20 protein-coding genes are annotated in these 20,903 nt (G+C 69.4%); 12 read left to right on the top strand and 8 right to left on the bottom strand.

Annotation, left to right across the window (positions count from 1 at the left end; genetic code table 11):
• Both E1218_RS26675 and E1218_RS26670 read left to right on the top strand, forming a co-directional pair.
• Positions 1-630, top strand: a 630-nt coding sequence (locus E1218_RS26675; protein WP_132324880.1) for a carbohydrate ABC transporter permease, incomplete at its 5' end; no start/stop codon positions are given.
• Complete coding sequence (locus tag E1218_RS26670) at positions 627-1,433, top strand: carbohydrate ABC transporter permease (protein ID WP_132324877.1); 807 nt, start codon at positions 627-629, stop codon at positions 1,431-1,433. The genes E1218_RS26675 and E1218_RS26670, both read left to right, overlap by 4 nt.
• A gap of 88 nt (positions 1,434-1,521) precedes the next feature.
• On the opposite strand, the gene E1218_RS26665 is transcribed toward E1218_RS26670, so the two are convergent.
• A complete protein-coding gene (locus E1218_RS26665; RefSeq protein ID WP_132324874.1) occupies positions 1,522-1,977 on the bottom strand; it encodes a MarR family winged helix-turn-helix transcriptional regulator in 456 nt (151 codons plus the stop codon).
• A gap of 88 nt (positions 1,978-2,065) precedes the next feature.
• On the opposite strand from E1218_RS26665, the gene E1218_RS26660 reads away from it, so the two are divergent.
• The gene (locus E1218_RS26660) at positions 2,066-3,565 is read left to right on the top strand and encodes an MFS transporter (protein WP_132324871.1); all 1,500 of its coding nucleotides are present in this window, start codon (positions 2,066-2,068) and stop codon (positions 3,563-3,565) included.
• 152 nt (positions 3,566-3,717) lie between these two features.
• Positions 3,718-4,884, top strand: coding sequence for a hypothetical protein (locus tag E1218_RS26655; RefSeq protein ID WP_132324868.1), 1,167 nt, complete (start codon positions 3,718-3,720; stop codon positions 4,882-4,884).
• 105 nt (positions 4,885-4,989) lie between these two features.
• Here the strand turns inward: E1218_RS26655 and E1218_RS26650 are convergent, their stop codons facing one another.
• Positions 4,990-6,237: an MFS transporter gene (locus E1218_RS26650; RefSeq protein WP_132324865.1), complete on the bottom strand. Its 1,248-nt coding sequence runs from the start codon at positions 6,235-6,237 to the stop codon at positions 4,990-4,992.
• Positions 6,238-6,410: 173 nt separating this feature from the next.
• Here E1218_RS26650 and E1218_RS26645 point away from each other — a divergent pair, with 173 nt between their 5' ends.
• The gene (locus E1218_RS26645; protein WP_132324862.1) at positions 6,411-7,391 is read left to right on the top strand and encodes an ATP-binding cassette domain-containing protein; all 981 of its coding nucleotides are present in this window, start codon (positions 6,411-6,413) and stop codon (positions 7,389-7,391) included.
• A complete protein-coding gene (locus E1218_RS26640; protein WP_132324859.1) occupies positions 7,388-8,245 on the top strand; it encodes an ABC transporter permease in 858 nt (285 codons plus the stop codon). The genes E1218_RS26645 and E1218_RS26640 overlap by 4 nt, the downstream gene beginning before the upstream one ends.
• On the opposite strand, the gene E1218_RS26635 is transcribed toward E1218_RS26640, so the two are convergent.
• The 3 genes from E1218_RS26635 to E1218_RS26625 form a co-directional block, all read right to left on the bottom strand.
• Complete coding sequence (locus tag E1218_RS26635) at positions 8,239-8,898, bottom strand: NPCBM/NEW2 domain-containing protein (protein ID WP_132324856.1); 660 nt, start codon at positions 8,896-8,898, stop codon at positions 8,239-8,241. The genes E1218_RS26640 and E1218_RS26635 overlap by 7 nt on opposite strands.
• A 152-nt stretch (positions 8,899-9,050) precedes the next feature.
• Positions 9,051-9,563: a transcription elongation factor GreA gene (gene greA, locus E1218_RS26630; protein WP_132324853.1), complete on the bottom strand. Its 513-nt coding sequence runs from the start codon at positions 9,561-9,563 to the stop codon at positions 9,051-9,053.
• Between the two features lie 239 nt (positions 9,564-9,802).
• Positions 9,803-10,312 carry a DUF4307 domain-containing protein gene (locus E1218_RS26625; protein WP_233712483.1) on the bottom strand — a complete coding sequence of 170 codons (510 nt, stop codon included), beginning with the start codon at positions 10,310-10,312 and terminating at the stop codon, positions 9,803-9,805.
• A 58-nt stretch (positions 10,313-10,370) separates the two neighbouring features.
• On the opposite strand from E1218_RS26625, the gene mca reads away from it, so the two are divergent.
• The 6 genes from mca (at position 10,371) to E1218_RS26595 (ending at position 18,510) form a co-directional block, all read left to right on the top strand.
• Positions 10,371-11,234 (top strand): mycothiol conjugate amidase Mca, encoded by an 864-nt coding sequence (gene mca, locus E1218_RS26620; protein ID WP_132324850.1) that lies wholly within the window; start codon positions 10,371-10,373, stop codon positions 11,232-11,234.
• A 41-nt stretch (positions 11,235-11,275) separates the two neighbouring features.
• Positions 11,276-11,584 carry a hypothetical protein gene (locus E1218_RS26615; protein ID WP_132324847.1) on the top strand — a complete coding sequence of 103 codons (309 nt, stop codon included), beginning with the start codon at positions 11,276-11,278 and terminating at the stop codon, positions 11,582-11,584.
• A 115-nt stretch (positions 11,585-11,699) separates the two neighbouring features.
• Positions 11,700-12,725: a copper resistance D family protein gene (locus E1218_RS26610; protein ID WP_132324845.1), complete on the top strand. Its 1,026-nt coding sequence runs from the start codon at positions 11,700-11,702 to the stop codon at positions 12,723-12,725.
• 9 nt (positions 12,726-12,734) lie between these two features.
• Positions 12,735-14,711 carry a thioredoxin domain-containing protein gene (locus E1218_RS26605; RefSeq protein WP_132324842.1) on the top strand — a complete coding sequence of 659 codons (1,977 nt, stop codon included), beginning with the start codon at positions 12,735-12,737 and terminating at the stop codon, positions 14,709-14,711.
• Between the two features lie 226 nt (positions 14,712-14,937).
• Positions 14,938-17,013, top strand: a complete 2,076-nt coding sequence (locus E1218_RS26600) for a M4 family metallopeptidase (RefSeq protein WP_233712482.1) — start codon at positions 14,938-14,940, stop codon at positions 17,011-17,013.
• Positions 17,014-17,097: 84 nt separating this feature from the next.
• Complete coding sequence (locus E1218_RS26595) at positions 17,098-18,510, top strand: M28 family metallopeptidase (RefSeq protein WP_132324839.1); 1,413 nt, start codon at positions 17,098-17,100, stop codon at positions 18,508-18,510.
• Positions 18,511-18,516: 6 nt separating this feature from the next.
• Here E1218_RS26595 and E1218_RS26590 read toward each other — a convergent pair whose 3' ends face one another.
• The 3 genes from E1218_RS26590 to trhA form a co-directional block, all read right to left on the bottom strand.
• Complete coding sequence (locus E1218_RS26590) at positions 18,517-19,041, bottom strand: hypothetical protein (protein ID WP_132324837.1); 525 nt, start codon at positions 19,039-19,041, stop codon at positions 18,517-18,519.
• 62 nt (positions 19,042-19,103) lie between these two features.
• Complete coding sequence (locus tag E1218_RS26585) at positions 19,104-20,288, bottom strand: phosphotransferase (protein ID WP_132324835.1); 1,185 nt, start codon at positions 20,286-20,288, stop codon at positions 19,104-19,106.
• Between the two features lie 86 nt (positions 20,289-20,374).
• Positions 20,375-20,903, bottom strand: a 529-nt coding sequence (gene trhA / locus E1218_RS26580; protein ID WP_132324833.1) for a PAQR family membrane homeostasis protein TrhA, incomplete at its 5' end; no start/stop codon positions are given.

Genomic DNA, 20,903 nt, shown 5'->3' with positions numbered 1-20,903 from the left:
GTGTTGATCGGGCTCGCGCTGGCGTCGGTGCTGCAGCGCGCGCGGGTGCGTGGGCTCGGGTTCTTCCGGACGGTCGTGTTCCTGCCACAGGTGGTCGCGATGGTGGTGGTGGCCGTTGCCTGGCGCCACATCTACGCGCCCGACGGCCCGCTGAACGACGTACTGCGGGCTGTCGGACTGGACGGGGTCGCGCGCGGCTGGCTGGGGGACTACACGTTCGCCCTGCCGGCGGTCGGGGTGATCGGCACGTGGTTCGAGACCGGCCTGGTGACCGTGTTGCTGCTGGCGGGGATGTCGCGGATCCCGCGGGAGCGGTACGAGGCGGCCCGGCTCGACGGCGCCGGGCCGTTCGCGGAGTTCTTCGCGGTCGTGCTGCCGGCGGTCCGCGGTGAGATCGCGGTCGCGGTGACGTTGACGGTGATCGCCGCGCTGCGGACCTTCGACCTGGTCTACATCACCACCAGTGGTGGTCCCGGGAACTCGACCAGCGTCCCGTCGTACGAGGTCTACCACCGGGCGTTCGAGCTCGGCCAGGTCGGTTCGGCGGCAGCGATCGGCGTCTGCCTGACGGTACTGATCTTCGTGATCACCCTGGGAGTCAACCGGTTGGCGGATCGGAGTACCGCGTGAGGGCGTCGGCGGCCGAGCGGATCGGCAACTACACGTTGCTGGCCGTCTTCGGCCTGTTCGCGCTCGGGCCGATCGTGACGATCCTGGCCGCCGCCCTCGGTCCCGACGACGCGGGCAGCGGGTCGAGCGGGTTCGGGAACTTCGGCAAGGCGTGGGAGATCGGGCACTTCGGCACCTACCTGCGGATGAGTGTCGCGGTCTCGGTGACGGTCGTGGTGGTCAGCGTGCTGCTGTCGATCCTCAGCGGGTACGCGTTCGGCACGATGCGGTTCCGCGGTGCCGGGGTGCTGTTCTACCTGTTCCTGATCGGGATCATGATGCCGACCGAGGCGATCGTCGTACCGCTGTACTTCGACCTGCGCACGCTCGGCCTGACCGACACCTTCTGGGCGGTCGCGTTGCCGCAGGTCGCGCAGTCCGTTGCCTTCGGCGCCTTCTGGATGCGGGCGTACTTCCGGTCCGCGTCCCGCTCGATGGTGGAGGCGGCCCGGCTGGACGGCGCCGGGAGCTGGCGGACGTTGTGGCAGGTGCTCGTGCCGCCGGCCCGGCCGGCGCTGGTGACGTTGGTCGTGCTGGTGTTCATGTGGACGTGGAACGAGTTCCTGATCCCGTTGGTGATGGTGACGAGCGAGTCGCTGCGGACCGCGCCGCTGGGCCTGGCGTTCTTCTCCGGTCAGTACACGTCCGGCTTCACGCTGCTGGCCGCGGGCGCGGTGATCGTCGGTACGCCGGTCGTCCTCGTCTACGCGTTCCTGCAGCGGCACTTCATCGCCGGCATGCTGGAAGGCGCCGTCCGGGAGTGATCAATCCTCGGCCGTCCTGCCCGGCTCCTCCCGGCGCAAGGTGTCCGCGATGATCTCGCGGGCGGCATCGGCCGTCAGTGGCGGATCGTCAGCCATCCACCGGAGGTAGGGGCTGGCAGCTCTTCACCAGCGGTGCGTGCAGCCGCTCGGCGAGCACGCGGCGCTGGGTCGGCCGCGCCTCGGTCTGGCGGCGCAGGCCTGCCTCGGTGAGCCGGACGTTGACGGCGCGACGGTCCTCGGGGCACATGTGCCGCTCGACCAGGCCGGCGGTCTCCAGCCGGCCGATCACCCGGGACAGCGCGCTCTGGCTGAGGTGGACCGACTTCGCGATCGTCTGCACCTTCGCGGACTGCTCGGGCAGCTCGGCGAGCCGCTCGAGCACCTCGTACTCACTCATGCCCAGCTCGTGCCCGGCCTGCAGGGCCCGGTCGAGCGCGCAGGTCAGGTCGGCGTGGCGGGCCAGCAGCTCACGCCATTCCCGGACGTCGGCGCTGACGTCGGCGCTGGTCCCACCAGGACCGGCGCTGACCTTCGTGGCGGTCATGGAGGCGACGTTATCATGCAGGCGCAATGTATGCAAACACATTTAATGCCTAGACAATAGATGCGCATGCATGGAATAGTCTCCGCTCGTGACACAGACAACGCACACCACATCAGCGCCACGCATGACCTGGGACGCGCGCCTCTGGGGCGCTCTTCTGGTGGTCTGCGGCGTGATCTTCCTCGACGGCCTGGACGTGTCCATGGTCGGCATGTCCCTGCCGTCCATCGGCGCCGACCTGGGCGTCCCGCTCTCTTCCCTCCAGTGGGTCGTCACCGGCTACGTACTCGGGTACGGCGGCCTGCTGCTGCTCGGCGGACGGGCCGCCGACCTGCTCGGCCGCCGCCGGGTGTTTTTGATCGCCCTCGCGGTGTTCGCCGTGGTCTCGATGCTGAGCTCGCTGGCCACCAGTCCCGAACTGCTCATCGCGGCGCGGTTCGTCAAGGGCGTCTCCGCCGCGTTCACCGCACCGGCCGCGCTCTCCATCATCACCACGACCTTCCACGAGGGCCCGGACCGCAACCGCGCCCTCAGCATCTTCACCACCTGCGCCGCCAGCGGCTTCTCGATGGGGCTGATCCTCGGCGGCGCGCTGACCGAGGTCGGCTGGCGCTGGACCTTCCTGATGCCCGGCCCGGTCGCCCTGATCGTGCTGCTGTTCGCGATCAAGCTGATCCCGAACAGCCCGCGCGACAACGCAGCCGGCGGCTACGACATCCCCGGCGCGATCACCGTGACGGCCGGCATGCTGGCGCTGGTGTACGCCGTCGTCGGGGCGGAACACACCGGCTGGGTGTCCTTCCAGACCATCGGGACGTTCACGCTGGCCGTCGTACTGCTGGCGTCGTTCGTCGTCATCGAACTCCGGTCGAAGCACCCGCTGGTCCGGCTCGGTATCCTGCGCAACGCGTCGCTGCGGCGGGCGAACCTGGCCGTCCTGACCGTCTTCGGCGCGTACGTCGCCTTCCAGCTGATCGGCACGCTCTACCTGCAGAACCTGCTCGGCTGGTCGTCGTTCGAGACCGCCCTCGCCTTCCTGCCGGCCGGCCTGCTGGTGGCGACGCTGTCGCCGAACGCGGGCAAGCTGGCCGACCGGATCGGCACCGAGACGATGATCGTCGCCGCGATGGCGCTGTTCGTCGCCGGGTACGCGCTGTCGCTGCGGATCGGGCCGGAGTCGGCGTACTTCTCGACCGTGTTCCCGACCATCATGCTGATCGGCCTCGGGTTCGCGATCGGCTTCCCGGCGCTCAACATCCAGGCGGTGTCCGGTGTCCCGGACCACGAGCAGGGGCTGGCTTCGGGGCTGTTCAACACCGCCAACCAGGTCGGTGGGGCGGTCGTCCTCGCGATCGTGACCGCAGTGATCAGCAGCCAGTCGGTCGGTGTGACCACGGCGGCCGGGATGCTCTCGGCGTACAAGCCGGGGCTCGCGGTGGTGACCGGGATCTCCGCGCTCGGTCTGGTGATCGCCCTCACCGGTCTGCGCGGTCTGCGGGCCCGGCGGGAGGCCGAAGCGGTCGAGGCCGCCGAGCTGGCCGCCGTACAGAAGGAACTGGCCGAGGAGGAGATGTCCCCGGCCGCGTGACAACAACCAGCCCTCTCGGGCTGTGCGGTTGATAGAGAACAGGCAGTGCGGGCCGCGGGGTGGCCCGCACTGCTGTCTGTTCAGGGTGGGTTCACGGTGGTTCGGGGCGATCCCCGATTGGTTTCGGACCTTCGGGGTGCTGGACTGGTCGCATGAGCAACCAGAGCGACTACGACCGGCGGGTCAAGGACATCCTGGACCGGGTCGCCAAGGGTCACCTGTCCACTGCGGAAGGCGCGACGCTGATCGCCGCCATCCAGCCGGCGGCTTCGGCCGAAGCGGGTGACACGAATACTCCGGTCGACGGTCCGGTCGCGCAGGAGCCGGCTGCCGAAAGGGCGGCGGGTAGGACCGGCTGGCCCGCGGCGGACGACCTGCCGTCGCCTTCGGTCTGGGCGGACGCGGTCGACGACCCGGACGCTGCCGGCACACGTGCGGGCCGGCACGCCGCCGCCGGGTCGAGCCCGGCTACCGAGTCGAGCCCGACCGTAGAGCCTGGTGCGGGCGCGGAACCGAGGGCGACCGCGGAGCCGACCGCCGGCGCTGAGCCGACGCCTGTCGCCGAGCCGGTCGGGGCGCAGGACGGTGTTCAGGACAGTGTTGTCGACGAGGCGCCTGCCGAGGCCGAGGAGGCCGAGGAGGCCGAGGAGGCCGAGGAGGCCGAGGAGGAGCACAGCAACGTGCCGATGCCGGCGGGTGTCCAGCGGGTGACGGTACGGGCGATCGGACGCCGGGTCCGCCTGATCGGCGAACCCGCAATCAATGGCGTCGCGGTGGACGGTCCGCACGTGATCAAGCGGGACGGCGACACCCTCGCGATCAGCAGCGAGGGCGACATGGGCGTCTCGATCGACGGGTTCAGCATGCTGCGCAACCCGACCAACCTGAAATCGCACGTGAACGGTCTGGCGAAGGAGCTGTGGATCCGGGTGAACCCGAGCCTCCACGTCGAGGTCGAGGTCACCGGCGGCAGCGTCCACGCCGAGCGTCTGCCCGGGCTCACCCGGGTCCGCGTCACCGCCGGAACCGCGAAGGTCACCGACGTGGCCGGCCCGATCGACCTGCTCGTCCAGGCGGGTTCGGCGAACTTGGACGCCCAGATCACCAAGGGCCGTTCCCGGGTGCGCGTCGAGTCCGGCGCCGCCAACGTCAACCTCCGCCGCGGCTCCGACGTCCGCGTGCACACTGAGTCCCAGCTCGGCCGCGTCTCCTGGGCCGGCGCCGTCACCGGCCAGTCCAAGGACGTGGAGATCGGCCGCGGCCGAGCCGCCCTCGACGTCGAGGTCCTGGTGGGCACCGCCCAGATCGTCTCCGACTGACACCTCGCCAACCGTCCGCCACCCCACGCCAACTGTCGGTGCCTTGAACACCTGGCGGGGGCGCTGCACAGGAAATAACCTGTTCAGGCTCCCCGCCAGGTGGGTTCAGCCCCGGCGTTCGGACGGGCTGGGGACCGTCCGCAGGGTGCGGAAGGGGGAGAGGTAGAGGAAGGCCGTGCCGGCGAGGGAGGACAGGCCGGCTATCCACAGGGTGGCGTAGAGGCCGAAGGTGGTGCCCAGGGTGCCGCCGAGCAGGCTGCCCAGGGGAGCGGCGCCCCAGCTTACGAAGCTCATGGTTGCGCCGACCCGTCCCTGGAGTTCCGGCGGGCACACTCGTTGCCGGGTACTGACCTGCAGGATGTAGCTGACGATGATGCAGAATCCGGCCAGCAGCGTGGCGACGACGTACCAGCTGACCCGCCAGCCTGGTGCGGTCAACGGCTGAAGGGTGAAGGCGACGCCGATGCCCGTCGAGGACAGCAGCAGCGTGCGGGCGTCGCCGTACCGGTTGCTGATCCGCTCGGTGACCGCGGACGCGACGATCGCGCCGGCCAGGCCGATCATGCTCAGCAGGCCGATGGTGCTCGGCTGCAGGTGGATCTCGCGGACCAGGAAGACGATCATCACCGCTCCGGCCGCCGCCTGGAACAGCATCGTCGTCGCGGTGTTCAGCGCGATCGGGCGCAGCAGTGGGTGCCGGAACACGTACCGCATACCTTCGGCGATCTCCCGGCGCAGGTTCGGCCGTTCCGGTCTGGCCGGCCGGGGTTCCGGCGTACGGATCGAGCGGAGCCAGATCGCGGACCACAGGAAGCTCAGGGCGTCCACGCCGATCGTGACCGCCGCGCCGATCCACTGGACGAGCACGCCGCCGGCGCCCGCACCGAGGACGGCGGCGACGGAGTGGTTGGCGGCCAGCTTGGCGTTCGCCGGCAGGAGCTGGTCCGGCTGCAGCAGCCGCGGTGGGTAGGAGCTGTGCGCCACGTCGAAGAGCACCGTCAGGATCCCGGCCAGCACGAGAACGACGTACAGCTGCGTGAGAGTCAGTACGCCGAACACCGCGGCGAGCGGGATCGAGCCGAAGAGCACTGCCCGCCCCAGATCGGCGAACACCAGGACCGGCAGGCAGCGGACCCGGTCGACCCAGGCGCCGGCGAACAGACCGAGCAACAACCAGGCGGCCGTCTCGCAGGTGCGCAGCAACGAGACCTCGAACGTGGTCGCGTCCAGGGCGAGGAGGGCGAGCAGCGGGAACGCGATCATGCTCAGCCGGGCGCCGAGCTGGCTGAGCAGGTCCGCAATCCAGAGTCGGCGGAAGTCGGGGTGACCGAGGATGCTCCGGCTGGACGTCATACGGGGACGGTAGAGGCGTAGTTGAGCGGTGTCGACTCAACTGTCAACAAAGTTGAGTCGGTCTCACTCAACTTCACGCTCAGGGTTCACTCAGGGATAAAAACCCTCGAAAACTGTCGGCAGCCTCCGCGAGGATGATGGCCTGCGTCACAGTGAGAAGGGGGACGTGCGGAATGGCTGCAATCGAGGCGACCGGCCTCGTGAAGACGTTCAGATCCAGGAAGAACACGGTGAAGGCACTCGACGGCATCGACCTCGAGGTGCCGGAGGGGAGCGTTCTCGGCCTGCTCGGGCCGAACGGTGCGGGCAAGACCACCACGGTCCGGATCCTGACCACACTGATGGAGCCCGAGGAGGGCTCGGCCCGCGTGCTTGGACACGACGTGGTGACGGAGGCGGACACGGTCCGCTCGCTGGTCGGCCTGTCCGGTCAGTACGCCGCGGTCGACGAGCTGCTCACCGGCCGGGAGAACCTGTGGATGTTCGGCCGGCTGTACCGGCTGGGCAGTCAGCAGGCGAAGCAGCGGGCCGAGGAGCTGCTGGAGATCTTCGACCTGACCGAGGCGGCGGACCGGATCCTGAAGACGTACTCCGGCGGCATGCGCCGCCGGCTGGACCTGGCCGGTTCGCTGATCGCGCACCCGAAGGTGCTGTTCCTGGACGAGCCGACGACCGGGCTCGACCCGCGCAGCCGGCTCGACCTGTGGCAGATCATCCGCGACCGGGTCAGCGAAGGGGTCACGATCCTGCTGACCACCCAATACCTGGAGGAGGCCGACGAGCTGGCCGACAGCATCGCGGTGGTCGACCACGGCTCGGTCATCGCCCGCGGTACGGCGGACGAGCTCAAGGCGAAGGTGGGCGGCGAGCGGATCGAGGTCGTCGTCCACGACCCGGAGGAGACCGGTCGCGCGCTCGAGCTGCTCACCGGGGCGCTCGGAATCAGCGACCCGGACGCCACCACGATGGACCAGCACAGCCGGCGGATCACGGTGCCGGCGCCGGGCGGGTCGAGCACGCTGGTCGACGTCATCCGCACGCTGGACGGGGCCGGCATCCGCATCGCCGACATCGGGCTGCGGCGGCCGACGCTGGACGACGTGTTCCTCACCCTCACCGGGCACGAGGCCGAGCAGAAGGAGGAGCTGGTATGACCGCGGTCGTCGGGCGTACGCCGGGTGACACGCCGGCGCGGGCGAACCCGGTCGGCCGGGCGGTGACGGATGCGGGGGTGCTGGCGTGGCGGAGCCTGAAGCGGATCCCGCGGACGCCGGACATGCTGATCTACGCGACCATCCAGCCGATCATGTTCGTGCTGCTGTTCGCCTACGTGTTCGGCAACGCGATCCCGATCCCGGGGTTCCCGGGCGCACGGGCGTACCGGGAGTTCCTGATGTCCGGGATCTTCGCCCAGACGATGGCGTTCGCGGTGGCCTCGGCGAGTGTCGGCCTGGCCGACGACATGTCGAAGGGGCTGATCGACCGGTTCCGGTCGCTGCCGATGGCGCGGTCCGGGGTGATCGCCGGGCGGGTGATCGGCGACCTGGTGTTCAACGCGTTCGTGATGGTCGTGATGGTGATCTGCGGGTTCGTCGTCGGCTGGCGCTGGCACAACGGGTTCGGCCAGGCCCTGGCGGCGTTCGGGATCCTGCTGCTGTTCGCGTTCGCGATGCTCTGGGTGGGCGCGCTGATCGGCCTGTCGGTCGGCGGTCCGGAGGTGGCGGCGTCGGCGGGCCTGATCTGGCTCTTCCCGCTGACCTTCCTGTCCAACGCCTTCGTGCCGACGCCGAACCTGCCGAGCGGTCTGCAACCGGTGGCGGAGTGGAACCCGATCTCCTCCATCGTCGCCGCCTGCCGGCATCTGTTCGGCAACCCGTCGCCGTTCGCCAGCCCCGACGGCTTCCCGGCGCAGCACCCGGTCTGGCTGTCGCTGATCTGGTGCGCTGCCATCATCGCGATCTTCGCCCCGCTCGCAGTACGCAAGTACCGCAGCGCAACCAGTCACTGAGCCATCGCACCTGGCGGCCGGACGACGCATGTTCGGCCGCCACCGGGTGCGGACCAGGCCACTGCTTTCGAGATCACTCGGCGTACAGCCGGGAATCGCCCCACGCGACAGCGCCCGCGCCCAGCAACTGCCTTGCTGGTGATCGGGACGGCCTCCAGCTCGAGGGCGTCGGCCTGGTTGAGGTCCACCTGCAGGGAATGCGGCTGGTACTTGCCGAGAACGACGGGTTCGGTCGCGGTCCGGCTTGTGCCGTCGGTGACGTACGCGGTGAACTTGACCTTCAGCGTCGCGTCCGGGCTCTTGTCGGTCAGCCCGATCACGGCGCTGAACCGCTGATACCTGCGGCCGAGATTCCAGGTCGCCGAGATCGTTCGGCTGCAGACCCCGATGTTCCGGTAGAGCCCGTCGCCGAACTCCTGTGCGTGAATCGCGAACGGCCCCTTGTCCATCCGGCCGGTGATCGGCCGCAGATCCGCGACGCTGTCGCCTGCCGTCCCGATGCCGTTGTCCGTGCCGGTGTTCGTGCCGGTGTCCGTGCCGGTGTCCGTGCCGGTGGTGACGCCGCCGGTCGCCGACGCGCTCGGCGTCACGGTGACCGTGGTCGTCGTGGTGACGGTCGGGCCGGGCGCTACCCCTGCTTGATCGTCGGGCATCGTGCGGCCGTTACAGGACGCCACGAGGCGGTCAGCCGGCGGTGAGGTCGCGGTGACGGTACGGCGGATCGCCGGCCGGACGTGTCCGGTGGTCCGCAGGAAAATGCGAAGCGCCCCGGTGGGGTCCACCGGGGCGCTCGAGCTGTGGTGGGTCAGCCGGTGAAGGGTTCGGCAGCGACGATCTCGACCGTCACGTCCTTGCCGTTCGGCGCCTCGTAGGTCGCCTTGTCGCCCTTCTTCTTGCCGAGGATCGCGGATCCCAGCGGGGACTGCGGCGAGTACACGTCGATGTCGACCGACGCGTCCAGGGCGAGCAACTCGCGGGAGCCGAGCAGGAAGGTCTCGACGTCGTCGTCACCGGCGAACTTGATCGACACCTTCATCCCCGGCCCGATCTTGGCGCCGGCCTTCGGGGTTTCCCCGACCCGGGCGCGGCGCAGCATGTCCTCGAGCTGCCGGATCCGCGCCTCGATCTTGCCCTGCTCGTCCTTCGCGGCGTGGTAGCCGCCGTTCTCCTTGAGGTCGCCCTCGTCCCTGGCCTCGCTGATCCGCTGCGTGATCTCGGCACGGGCGGGGCCCTTGAGGTGCTCGAGCTCGGACTTCAGCTGGTCGTAACCATCCTGCGTCAGCCAGACAACGCTGTCCTCTTCGATCCTCTGCGTCACGGGCTGCTCCTTGTGTCGGTGGGATGGGCAGAAAATGCTTCTGGCCGCCGTCGTCGACGGCGACCAATCCACTGAGCGTAGCAAGTTACGGCGCGGAACCCCACAGTTCTTTGCCGCCGCAACCACGGGGAAATCGCTTGCCGGGCAGTTTTTCCATATCGTGAACAGTTCTGCGGCAATCGGTTGCCACCACAGCCGGGAGACACCTGACCTGGGGTTCCGGCGTACCGCGGCAGTTGTCAGTGCGGCCGGGGATTGTCCGGGGTGGTGCAACCGATCAATACCACCGAGGTGGCCGCCCGCTGGGTGGTGAGCGTCGCGGGCACCGTCTGGTGGCGCGGGGAATCGGCAGGCACGGTGATTGTCAGTTCGCCGACGATGGAGAAGTCCGCGGCCTTCGCCTGCAGGCGGCAACTCGCCTCGGTGGATTCGCTCTTGTCGACCTCGATGGTCGCCTTGACCGACGTCGGCGAGGTGATCTCGAACCCGATCAGCCGCGAGGTCACCGGCGGTGTCGACTGCACGAACGCCGCCCACACCAGCCACGCCAGCCCCACCGCGACGATCACCGCCACCACGCCGATCACCACCGGCCGCCGCGACCGCCCACTCCGCCCGTACCTGGCGTCGAGATCCGACATGTCCCCGCCGGCCGTGGCGGCGTCGTCCGGCGTGGTCGGGTCCGCGCCGGGACGTGGGGTCGCGCCGGTGGTGGAGGGCGGCCGGCTGGCCGGGGTCGGGTCAGTCAAGGGAAGTCCAGGGGGTCGGTCGTGAGAGTGGGCCGGGCTTGGAGGACCATTGTGTCTTGTGAGTGGAGATCTTCGGTTGCTGCATGTGCATGCCCACCCCGATGACGAGTCGAGCAAAGGAGCCGCGTCGACGGCTCGGTACGTCGCCGAAGGCGTCGAGGTCCTGGTGGCCACGTGCACCGGCGGGGAACGCGGATCGATCCTGAATCCGAAGATGGACCGGCCCGACGTGCTCGAGAACATCACCGAGATCCGCCGCAAGGAGATGGACGCGGCCCGCGAGATCCTCGGCATCCGGCAGGAGTGGCTGGGCTGGGTCGACTCCGGGTTTCCCGAAGGCGACCCGCTGCCGCCGCTGCCGGAGGGCTGCTTCGCCGCGCAGAAGGTGGAGGACGCGGCCGCTCCGCTGGTGAAGCTGATCCGCGAGTTCCGTCCGCAGGTCGTCACCACGTACGACGAGAACGGCGGCTACCCGCACCCTGACCACGTGATGTGCCACCAGATCACCGTGGCCGCGTTCGAGGCGGCCGGTGACAAGGACGCCTACCCGGAGCTCGGCGAACCGTGGCAGCCGCTGAAGCTGTACTACCACCACACCTTCCACTACGAGCGGATGAAGGCGCTGCACGACGGGATGGTCGCGCGCGGCCTGGAGTCGCCGTACGCCGAACGCCTGAAGGACTGGAAGCCGGACCCGGAGAACGAACGCCGGATCACCACCCGGGTGGAGTGCGCCCAGTACTTCGTCACCCGGGACAAGGCCCTGCTGGCCCACGCCACCCAGATCGATCCGGACGGCGCCTGGTTCGCGGTACCGCTGGAGGTGCACCAGGAGGCGTGGCCGACGGAGGACTACGAGCTGGCGCGCAGCCTGGTCGAGTCCGAACTGCCCGAGGACGACCTGTTCGCGGGGCTGCGCTGACGGCGGGCGCGGGACAGTGAGAGACTGGTGGCGTGACAGCGATGACCACCCTTGTGACGACCGAGATCGACCCGAACTCGGTGCGCCCCGGCTGGGTCGCGCTGCTGATCGTGCTCGCGCTCGGTGCCGCCATGGTGCTGCTGATGCGCAACATGGGCAAGCAGTTGAAGAAGATCGACTTCGGCGACCCCGATGCTGCGCGCGACCGAGCACCGTCCGACGCCCCAGCGAGCGCGAACAGCTCACCGGACCCGGCTGGCGATGCCGATCCGAAGGCGGCGGCCGCCCCGGCGAAGGATGACGCCGGCGAGTCGGCGGACAGTGAGACGAAGCACCACTCGCAGCCCTGAGACCTGATCGGTGCCGGGCACCCTCATCACGAGATGGTGTCGGACTGGGCAGCCCACCTCCGGCTGACCCTATAGTGACTCGCGTGCTGAATCGTGCCGAGGCCAGGACGACCCTGTGACCGCGACCCGCGCCGCCCGCCACCGCATGCCCGGACGGCTGGTCGCGGGTGGCGCGGGTGCGGTCGTCGTCGCCTCGATCGCCCTGGTGATCGCCCTGTTCGCGGCCGGCAGCGAACCGCGGGACATCGGCGGGATCGGTGGCCCGAGCCTGTTCGTCGGCTGGCTGCTGCCGTTCTTCCGGCTGATCTCGGCGCTCGCGACCGTCGGCTGCGCGGGTGCTCTGCTGGCCGCGGTCGTCCTGCTCCGGATCGAAGGCGGGCCGCTGGGTGTCCAAGGCCGGCGTGCGGTGCGCGACGCGAGCAACTCGGCGATCATCTGGGCGGTCTGTGCGTTCGCCGGCGCGGTCGTCACCGCCGCGGTCCTGCTCGACACCCCGGTCGACCTGCTCCGCCTGCGGCTCGACGACGCGCTCGGCGTACCGGAGGTCAAGGCGCTGCTGATCACCGGCATCCTGGTGGTCGCGCTGGCCATCGGCATCCGACGGGTGCAGACGTCGTCGGCGGCCGGGCTCGGCGTGGTCGTCGCCATCACCGCTCTGATCCCGACCGCGGTCACGGCCTACCCGCGCAACGAGTCGTACGTGGTCCTCGCCGGCGCGGCCCTGGTTTTCCACGTCATCGCCGCGACCACCTGGATCGGCGGGCTCGCGGGCCTGGTCCGGTACGGCCGGGCCAGCCGTAGCGGGCTGCCGATCGTGCTCGAGCGGTTCAGCCAGGTCGCGGTGATCTCCTCGGTCACCGTGCTGCTGAGCGGTCTGATCAGCGCGGCCGGCCGGCTTGCGGCAAGGGGCGGTGGCTGGGACGGCGCCCTCGATGCCGTCACCGCGGACTCGTACGGCGCCCTCCTGCTGGCCAAGGCCGCCGTGTTCGTGATCCTGATCGTCGCCGGCGCGCTGCAGCGCCGCCGGGCCATCGGCGACCTGGTCCAGAGCGGCCGCGGCTTCTGGCAGCTCGTCGGCTTCGAGCTGTTCGTCATGGCCCTGACCCTGGGCCTGTCGGTCGCCTTGTCGCAGACGGCATAACGTGGGGGTATGGCGCCCGTTAACGAGCTAGGCCGGAGCACGAGTCCGTACCTGCGGCAGCATGCCGACAACCCGGTGGCCTGGCGGGAGTGGTCGCCGGAGGCGTTGCGCGAGGCGCGGGAGCGGGACGTGCCGGTATTCCTGTCGGTCGGGTACTCCGCCTGTCACTGGTGTCACGTGATGGCGCACGAGTCGTTCGAGGACGAGGCGACGGCGGCGTACCTGAACGAGCACTTCGTCAGCATCAAGGTGGATCGCGAGGAGCGTCCGGACGTGGACGCGATCTACATGTCCGCGACGGTGGCGATGACCGGGCACGGCGGCTGGCCGATGTCGGTGTTCCTGACGCCGGACGCCGAACCGTTCTTCTGCGGCACGTACTTCCCGGCCGAGCCGCGCGCCGGGATGGCGTCGTTCCGGCAGGTGCTCGAGTCCCTGGTCGACGCCTGGCGGACCAAGCGCGACCAGATCGGCGGCATCGGCCGACGGGTGGTCGAGCAGCTCGGCGCGCACCAGGTCCAGCAGGGCGGGGCGATCGACCTGGACCGGGCGGCCGCGCTGCTGAAGGTCGACTTCGACCCGGTGGACGCCGGGTTCGGCGCGGCGCCGAAGTTCCCGCCGTCGATGGTGCTCGACTTCCTGCTGCGGCACCACCGCCGGACGGGTTCCGGGGACGCGCTGGCCATGGTCGCGGCGACCTGCGACCGGATGGCCCGCGGCGGCATGTACGACCAGTTGGCCGGCGGCTTCGCGCGCTACTCGGTCGACGGGCAATGGATCGTGCCGCACTTCGAGAAGATGTTGTACGACAACGCCCTGCTGCTCGACGTGTACACGCACTGGTGGATTCTCGGTGAGGACCCGCTGGCCAAGCGGATCGCCGAGGAGACCGCCGACTTCCTGCTCGCCGAGCTGCGCACCGGCGAGGGCGGTTTCGCGTCCGCGCTCGACGCGGACACGGAAGGGGAGGAGGGCAAGTACTACGTCTGGACGCCGGACCAGCTCCGCGAGGTGCTCGACGCGGACGACGCCGCCTGGGTCGTCGACCTCTGCGACGTCACCGGCACGTTCGAGCACGGCTCGTCCGTCCTGCAGCTCCGCCGGGACCCGGACGACCCCGACCGCTGGCAACGCGTCCGCGCGAGTCTCCGGCAAGCCCGGAGCCGTCGCACCTACCCCGGCCGTGACGACAAGGTCGTTGCCGCGTGGAACGGTCTCGCCATCACCGCGCTCGCCCGCGCCGGCGTGATCCTCGACCGGCCCGAGTACGTCGAAGCAGCGGAGGCGGCGGCCAGATTGGTCCGGGACATCCACCTCGACGACACCGGCCGGCTCCACCGCACGTCCCGTGACGGAGTGGTCGGCACCGCTCACGGTGTGCTCGAGGACTACGCGGCATACGCCCAGGCCTGTCTCACTCTGCTGGGTGTCACCGGCAACGTCGAGTGGTACGAGACCGCACGCGGCCTGCTCGACCGGACGCTCGAGCAATTCGTTGCCGATGGCTCCTACTTCGACACCGCGGCCGACGCCGAGGAACTGGTCTGGCGTCCGCAGGACCCGACCGACAACGCCAGCCCGGCCGGCGTGAGCCTCGCGGCGGAAGCGTTCACGACGATGGCGAGCCTGACCGGATCAGTCCGGTACGAGACCGCCGCGGAGCAAGCGCTGACGGCCTCCGCGACGATCGCCGCGCGGGCGCCCCGGTTCGCCGGGCGGGCGCTGGCCGTCGCCGAGACGGTCGCCTCCGGCCCGCTGGAGATCGCAATCGCCGGCGCGTCCCCCGAACTGCTCAGGACCGCCCTCCGAACGGCTCCCTGGGGTACGGCGATCGTCCACGGCCCGCCCGGTCTCGCCGTGCCGCTGATGGACGGCCGTGTCCTGGTCGACGGGCGGCCGGCGGCGTACGTCTGTCAGAAGTTCACCTGCGGGCTTCCGGTCGTGTTGCCGGAAGACCTTCGCCGGGCGTTGACGCCGGCCGACTGACAACGACGGCGGTGCGGGTTTTCCCTGCCGTTTCGCGAGAATCCCTTGACTCCCGGCCCTGCGGGGACGAGAGTCCTCCCTCAGCCGGATGTAACAGAACTCGCATGTCCTGACACACAGTGTCACAACAGAGGCAGTGACACTGCTGGGCCAAACTGCGTCCGGCGTCCCCAACTGAATTGGTCGCTGCGCCCAAACAGCGACCGCACCGTGAGGAGATGTTGTCTTGAAACGACTGACATCAGCAGGGGCGGTGGCCATCGCCGCGGCAGCAGGACTCGCCGCCGCGATCACCGGCTCGCCCGCGGGAGCCGCTGATCGTGCGGCTCCGCTTCCGGCGTCCGGCTTCGACCAGCCGGCCGCGGTCCAGGCAGAACAGGCGCTGACCGCGCAGACGGCCGCAACTCTCGGGCTCGCGAGTGGTGAGGTGCTCAAGGTCCGCGACGTCGTGAAGGACCCGGACGGCACCGAGTACGTTCGCTACGACCGGACCTACAACGGCCTGCCGGTCGTCGGCGGCGACCTGATCGTCAAACGCAAGGGCGAGGCGATCCGCCAGGTGACCTACAACCGTGGCGCCAAGTCCGTCGGTGTCGCGACCCAGCCGACCCTGCCCCGGTCGGCCGCGCTCGCCACCGCCGCCAGGGCCGCCGAGTTCAAGGCCACCGGAAACAAGGGTTCGCTGGTCGTGTTCGTCACCGAGGCGAAGCCCGTGCTCGCCTACGACGTCGTCACCACCGGGGTGAAGGCGGACCAGACCCCGTCCGTCCTGCACTCCTACATCGACGCCAAGACCGGTGCGGTGCTGGCCCAGACCGACGAGATCAAGACCGGTACCGGAAACTCGATGTACTCCGGCACCGTCAGCATCGGCACGTCGGGCAGTTACACGATGAGCGACCCGAGCCGCGGCGGCAACCACACCACCGACCTCAACGGTGCGACCTCCGGCTCCGGTACGACCTTCACCGACCCCGACGACACCTGGGGCAACGGCGCCACCTCGAACCGCCAGACCGCCGGCGTGGACGCGCACTACGGCGCCCAGCTGACCTGGGACTACTACAAGAACGTCCACGGCCGGAACGGCATCTGGAACAACGGCCAGGGCTCGCGTTCCCGGGTGCACTACGGCAACGCCTACGTGAACGCGTTCTGGGACGGTTCCCAGATGACGTACGGCGACGGCGCCGGCAACGCCCGTCCGCTGACCAGCATCGACGTGGCCGGCCACGAGATGAGCCACGGTGTCACCGAGGCGACCGCCAACCTGAACTACTTCGGCGACGCGGGCGGCCTGAACGAGTCCACCTCGGACATCTTCGGCACCGCGACCGAGTTCTCCGCGAACAACTCGTCCGACCCGGGTGACTACCTGATCGGCGAGAAGATCAACATCAACGGCAACGGCACCCCGCTGCGCTACATGGACAAGCCGTCGAAGGACGGCCGCAGCTACGACTGCTGGAGCAGCGCGGTCGGCGGGGCGGACCCGCACTACTCGTCCGGTCCGCTCAACCACTGGTTCTACCTGGCCTCCGAGGGCACCGGCAGCAAGGTGATCGGGGGAGTGACGCACAGCAGTACCGCCTGCAACGGTGCCACCATCACCGGCGTCGGCCGCGACGTGGCCGCCAAGGTCTGGTACCGAACGCTGAGCACCAAGCTCAGCTCTGGCAGCACCTACAAGGACGCGCGCGAAGGCGCGATCAACTCGGCCAAGGAGCTGTACGGCGCCGACTCGGCCCAGTGCAAGGGCATCGAGGCCGCGTTCAACGGCATCTCCGTCCCGGCCGGTGCGGCGGCCTGCGGCGGTGGCACCGACCCGGAACCGCCGACCGGTGACAACCTGCTGCTGAACCCGGGCTTCGAGTCCGGTGCGGTGAACTGGACCGGCACCTCCGGCCCGATCACCGACAACAGCGGGCGTCCGGCCCGGACCGGCACCTGGAAGCTGTGGCTCGGCGGCAATGGCCGGACCTCGACGGAAACCATCTCCCAGCAGGTGGCGATCCCGGCGTCGGCGACTACCGCCACGCTGTCGTTCTGGATCCGGATCGACACTTCCGAGACGACGAGGTCCACCGTGTACGACCGGGCCAGGATTCAGATCGTCGACGGAGGGACCACGACGACGCTGGCGACGTACTCGAACCTGAACCAGAACGCGACGTACACCCTGAAGACGTTCGATGTGACCGCATTCAAGGGTAGGACGATCTCCGTGCGGTTCTTGATGAACGAGGATTCGTCGCTGCAGACCAGCTTCGTGGTCGACGACACGTCGTTGGCGACAAGCTGACCGTCCGGGGCGCGTGCGGCCTCCGCCCGAGCCCGCGCGCCCCGGATCTCTTCTTCTTTGTTGTTGAGGCCAAAGGAGAGAACCATGCGTACGTCCCTGTACTCCGGGCTCGGCGTCGTCCTCGTCGCCGGTGCGTTGCTCGTCCCGGGCGACGTGGCCGGCGCGGCCGAGTCCCCGGACATCTCGGTCACCAATGCCAAGGCGCACCTCGACCAGTTCCAGTCGATCGCCACCAGCAACGGCGGCAACCGCGCCACCGGCCGCCCCGGTTACAAGGCCTCCGCCGACTGGGTGAAGGCGAAGCTCGACGCGGCCGGCTACACCACCACCCTGCAGTCCTTCTCCACCTCGGCGGGTACGTCGTACAACGTGATCGCCGAGTGGCCGCACGGCGACGCGAACCACGTCGTGATGGCCGGCTCCCACCTGGACTCGGTCAGTTCGGGTCCCGGGATCAACGACAACGGCTCAGGCAGCGCCGGCGTACTCGAAACCGCCCTCGCTTACGCTGCCAGCGGCCAGACCCCCAGGAACCGGTTGAGGTTCGGCTTCTGGGGCGCGGAGGAGCTCGGGCTGGTCGGCTCGAGGTACTACGTCAGCAACCTGCCGACGGCCGAGCGCGACAGGATCGAGCTGTACCTGAACTTCGACATGATCGGCTCGCCGAACCCGGGCTACTTCGTGTACGACGACAATCCCGCCGGCGACGGCGCCCGTGACGACCTGGTCGCGTACTTCACCGGCAAGGGCGTGCAGACGGAGCTCATCGACGTCCAGGGCCGGTCCGACCACGCGGCCTTCCGGTCGCTCGGAATCCCGACCGCGGGCACGTTCTCCGGCGCCGAGGCGACGAAGACGTCCGCCCAGGCGGCGAAGTGGGGTGGTACGGCGGGGCAGGCGTTCGACCGGTGTTACCACCGTTCCTGCGACACCGTCAGCAACATCGACCTGACCTCGCTGGACCGGCAGATCGATGCCATCGGCCACATGATGTGGAACTACGCCCAGAAGGACTACAGCGGCGACCCGCCCGCCGGTGGCAACCTGCTGCAGAACCCCGGCTTCGAATCGGGTGCGGTGAGCTGGACCGGCACGACCGGCGTGATCACCAGCAACACCGGGCGTCCGGCCCGGACCGGCAGCTGGAAGGCGTGGCTGCAGGGCAACGGCCGGACCACGACCGAGAGCCTCGGTCAGTCGGTGACTGTCCCGGCGACCGCGACCGCCGCGTCACTGTCGCTGTGGATCCGGATCGACACCGCGGAGACGACCACCCGGACGCCGTACGACACGGTCAAGGTGCAGGTCGTCGACGGCTCCACGACCACCACGCTGGCGACGTACTCGAACCTGGACAGCACCTCGTCGTACGTCCAGAAGACGCTGAACGTCCTTGCCCACAAGGGAAAGACGGTCACCGTCCGGTTCGTCGGCCAGGAGGACTCGTCGTTGCAGACGAGCTTCGTCGTCGACGACGTGGCGGTGCAGGCGAGCTAGCGCACGTCACACGGGCTTGCACAGGTCGCCCGGTGGGATCTTGGCCTCGGTGAGCAGCGTGCTCACCGGGGCCGACATCGGCTTCACCTTCGGTTCCTCCAGCCGGGCGGTCCTCCCGTTGGCAGTGACCGCGACGATCATGTCGTCGGGGTGCCGGACGGTCGGCTTGACGACCGGGAGGGCCGCCCAGTCGACCTGCTGCGCGGCCGCGCTGATGGTCGCCAGCAGGGACGGGTCGAGCTTGCAACGGACCGTCTCCTTGCCGCGTGAGCTCACGGTGGCGACGCCGTCGGTGCCGATCACGACCTTGTCGTCGAACCCGGCGAAGCCACCGGTCCGGGTGACGATGAGCGGCAGGCCGTCACCGGCCGGTGACGACTCCGTCGCGGTGGGCAGCGTCGGCGAGGGCGTACTGGCCGGGGCGGACGGGCTGGACGGCGTACCGCCGGCGCCGTCGGACTCGTTGCCGCAGCCGGTCAGAACGAGTCCCGCGACGGCGGCCACCACTGTGTATCTGCTGAGGTTCCTCACGCACCATGGATACCCGGAGCCGGCGCGTTCGTTGCAGCTGTGACACGACTGAGACCCGGTTGTTAGACCACCGTCGAGACCAGGCTCACCAGCGTCCGGGTGAGCACGACCCGTTGCTCGAGCATGGCCTGGCTGATGTCGTTGCCGGGCTGGGTGATCTGCTCCAGCGGCAGCGCGGTGAAGGTCGCCCGGGCGAGCAGCGAGCCGAGGTAGCCGTACAGGACCTGCTGCTCGGTCGCCGTCATCCCGTCCTCGGCCAGACCGGCCATGAACGCCGTGAGGATCGTCTTGTGGACGACCGGCAGCGCCTCGGGTGCCAACTCGCCGGCGTGTGCGAGCCCGACGAGCAGTTGACCGAGGTCGAACCCGACCGCCTGCGGGCAGTCGAATCCCCAGTCGATCACCACGAACTCGTCCGGTCGCCCCTGGGGCACCAGCAAGTTCTGCGGACTCGCGTCCCCGTGCTGATAGCACTGCGGCAACGCGTCGAGAGCATCCAGTACGGCGGGCAGCCGGTCGGCCAGCGCGAGCAGGTCGTCCCGGAGCCGGTGGTCACCGAGGTGGCAGACGGCGGCCGCGAGCATCGGGTGCCGCCAGGTCTCCGGATCGGCGAGTGCGGGCAGCGCCGACATCGTCACCCGCCCGTTCGTGTAGTTGCGCAGCGCGTAGCCGGGTCGGGTGCGCTTTCCGCGGGGGAGCAGCGGCTCGACCAGGTGCGGCTGCCGGCGGGCCGACAACCGGCCCAGCAGGTACGCCGCGCGCTCGAACCGTTCCATCGGCCAAGGCCCCGGCTCCTGGACGACGTTCTCCATCCAGATGGTGCCGCGATCGTCGTCGTACAGGTCGATCCGGTACGCCTCGGGCAGCCGCATGCCGTCGGGGAGCAGGTCGCCGAGGTCGCTGCGGTGGACCGCGATCTCCAGTTGCCAGGGCAGGTCCTGGATCAAACTCTCCCGGAACGGCTCGGGCACCATGGCGATGAACGGCCAGTGCCGGACCGACTGCAGTTTCTTCACGAAACACGACCACTCGACGATGTACGTGTCCGGGGAACCGGTCGGCAGGGTCGCCGTACCGAAAACGCGCAGCAGGGCCTCGGTGCTCGGCGTACCGATCGGGTAGCTGACCGGCTCGACCCGGACGTCCCGCGGATCGGCCTCCGGGTGGCCGGTCACGGTCCGGACGAGCGCGGTCAGGTCGTCCCCGGTCAGCGCGTCCCGGCCCAGTGGTTCCAGTGCGATGGTCATGCTGTCCCCCCAAACGACGGTTACAGACCATCGTGCGGGAGGATCTTCAGCCAGTCTTCAGGGCCGGCACGGATGCGCCGCTGAGGTCAGCCCGCGCGGTACGTCGCGATACTGACCGCGATGTAGTGGCAGACGAACGCGGCCACGGTGAACGCGTGGAAGATCTCGTGGAAGCCGAACCACCGGGGCGACGGGTTCGGCCGCTTGGTGCCGTAGACGACCGCGCCGATCGAGTACAGTGCGCCGCCGACCGCGATCAGGCTGACGACCGCGGCGCCGCCGTAGTGGTAGAAGTCGCCCATCCAGAAGATCGCCACCCAGCCGAGCGCCAGGTAGATCGGGGTGTAGAGCCAGCGCGGCGCACCCACCCAGAAGATCCGGAACAGGATGCCGAGCAGCGCGCCACCCCAGACCATGCTCAGCAGCAGGACCCGGTCCTTGCCGTGGAGCAGCACCATGCCCAGCGGGGTGTAGGTGCCGGCGATCAGCAGGAAGATGTTGCTGTGGTCGAGCCGGCGCAGGATCGCCTCGCCGGTCGGGCCCCAGTAGAACCGGTGGTAGAGCGCGGAGATGCCGAACAGCAGCATCGAGCCCACGGTGTAGACCGCCGCCGCC

The organism is Kribbella turkmenica, assembly GCF_004348725.1.
In the GTDB taxonomy this organism is placed as follows: Bacteria; Actinomycetota; Actinomycetes; order Propionibacteriales; family Kribbellaceae; genus Kribbella; species Kribbella turkmenica.
Note: the sequence above shows the minus strand (reverse complement) of the source record. Positions and strands in the feature narration are given on the sequence as shown.